3 protein-coding genes are annotated in these 1732 nt (G+C 68.8%); 1 reads left to right on the top strand and 2 read right to left on the bottom strand.

All coding sequences use genetic code 11. From position 1 onward, the window contains the following. The first annotated feature begins 12 nt into the window (after positions 1 to 12). A complete protein-coding gene (locus ACZ5CR_RS44565) occupies positions 13 to 198 on the top strand; it encodes a DUF397 domain-containing protein (protein ID WP_468869220.1) in 186 nt (61 codons plus the stop codon). Positions 199 to 308: 110 nt separating this feature from the next. On the opposite strand, the gene ACZ5CR_RS44560 is transcribed toward ACZ5CR_RS44565, so the two are convergent. Together ACZ5CR_RS44560 and ACZ5CR_RS44555 are read right to left on the bottom strand one after the other, a co-directional pair. Next, positions 309 to 449, bottom strand: a complete 141-nt coding sequence (locus ACZ5CR_RS44560; protein ID WP_468869218.1) for a hypothetical protein — start codon at positions 447 to 449, stop codon at positions 309 to 311. 31 nt (positions 450 to 480) lie between these two features. Beyond that, on the bottom strand, positions 481 to 1732 hold a 1252-nt coding region (locus ACZ5CR_RS44555), incomplete at its 5' end, for an FAD-dependent oxidoreductase (RefSeq protein WP_468869214.1).

Raw genomic sequence — 1732 nt, 5'->3', positions numbered from 1 at the left:
GCCAGCAGCTCTTTGACCGTTCAGTGGCGCAAGAGCAGCTACAGCAACGGCTCCGGAGGCGAATGCGTGGAGGTAGCTACCCTTGAACACGCAGTCCTCGTGCGCGATTCGAAGCGCCCTGGTGGTCCCCTGATCGCCGTCCAGCCGCGCGCCTGGTGCGGATTCCTCGCCACCATGCAGCAATCCTCACCGCACTGAGCCGACTTGGAGGGGCGAGCTTCGCTCCACTACCGCGAACCCCCCGGGCCAGGGGGTCATGAGCCCCCCGGCCCCCCGCCCAGCGCAAGCGCAGCCTTCAGTAGCCGGGCCTAGTCGTAGTAGAGGACCGTGCCGCCGCCCTCGGCATCCGTCGTCGAGACCATGAACTCCGCCTTGCTGTTGTCACCGTCGACGTAGTCACCGAGGTCGTTGAAGGTGAGGCAGCCGCCTGAGGTGGACTTCGATGCCACCTTCTTCGAACAACCGCATCTCCCCGGCGGCTTACCCCACCCGCTCATCCCACTCAATCCGATGCTCGAACTGCCAAGCCCCCCAAACCGCTCCCCCAGCCCCGCCCACCTTCGTCGCCACCGGCAGCAGCGCGTCCCGCAGGGCGCGGCCCAAAGGTCCCGCCGGCTTCGGTGAAGCTCCGCGGGCCGCGGCCGACGTGGACGTCGGGGTTGCCGTCGTGTGTTTCAGGATGCGGTCCACCCGGGGGCGGCGCAGCGACTCGTACGCCTTGAATGCCTTGCCGTGGGGCAAGTCCCGCAGGCAGCGGGCCAGTTCCACCGCGCTCTCCGAGGCCAAGGAAGCGCCCTGGCCCGAAGTCGGGGACATCGCGTGCGCCGCGTCTCCGATCAGGATCATGCGGCCCCGGCTCCAGGTGCGGATGGGAGGCATCGTTTCTGTGGGGCCTGTGATCAGCAGGTCCTCCGGGGTCGTGGCCGCCAGGAGGTCAGGTGCCGGAGTTCGGTCGTCCGTGAACGCCTCACCCAGCCGCTTCAGCCACTCCCCCGCGCCCACCGCCTGCACCTCCGCCTGCGTCATCGGCTCGCGGTGCGGCAGGTTCACGGCCCAGGCCGCCGACGCGTCGTCGAAGATCTGGTAGGCGAAGTACGCCTTCTTGCCGTAGCACATGTACAACACCCCCTCCGTAGAAGGGAGTTCAGTCGTCGGTACGCGTGCCGTGAACGTCAGCATTCCGGCGTAGTGCGGCTTCGGAGTTGACGGGTCGATCAGTGAACGCACCGTCGAGCGCAGGCCGTCCGCGCCGATCAGGATGTCCGCTTTAGCCTGTGAGCCGTCCGAGAAACGGGCCGTCACGCCCGTGCCCGTGTCCGTCGCGTCCAGCAGGCGCTTGCCCTTGTGGACGGGGATCCCGCGACTCGAAGTCTCCGCCTCGATCGCCTCGTGCAGCTCCGTGCGCCAGACGAAGCGTGTGGTGGGGAGCTCTGCGGGCGGGGCGAGTTGGGCCAGGTGTCTGCCCGTCCAGCTGCGCAGGCCCAGGGCGGTCACCGGGGTGCCGATGGTGCTCACCGTCTGGGCCGCGTCGATCGCCTCCAGCGCCTGCTGGCCGTTCGGCGCGATCGTCATGCCGCCGCCGAGGCGGGAACCCGAACCCCGGCCTCTCGACGCGGAGTCGTCGTACGCCTCGTACACCCTCGCCTCGATGCCCGCCTTGTGCAGTGCCATCGCCGCCACCAGGCCTGCGATTCCACCCCCGATGACCAGGGCGGTTCGGGTACTGGAGGCA

This window comes from Streptomyces sp. NPDC031274 (genome assembly GCF_055570235.1).
This window is presented reverse-complemented; position numbering and strand designations above follow the sequence as displayed.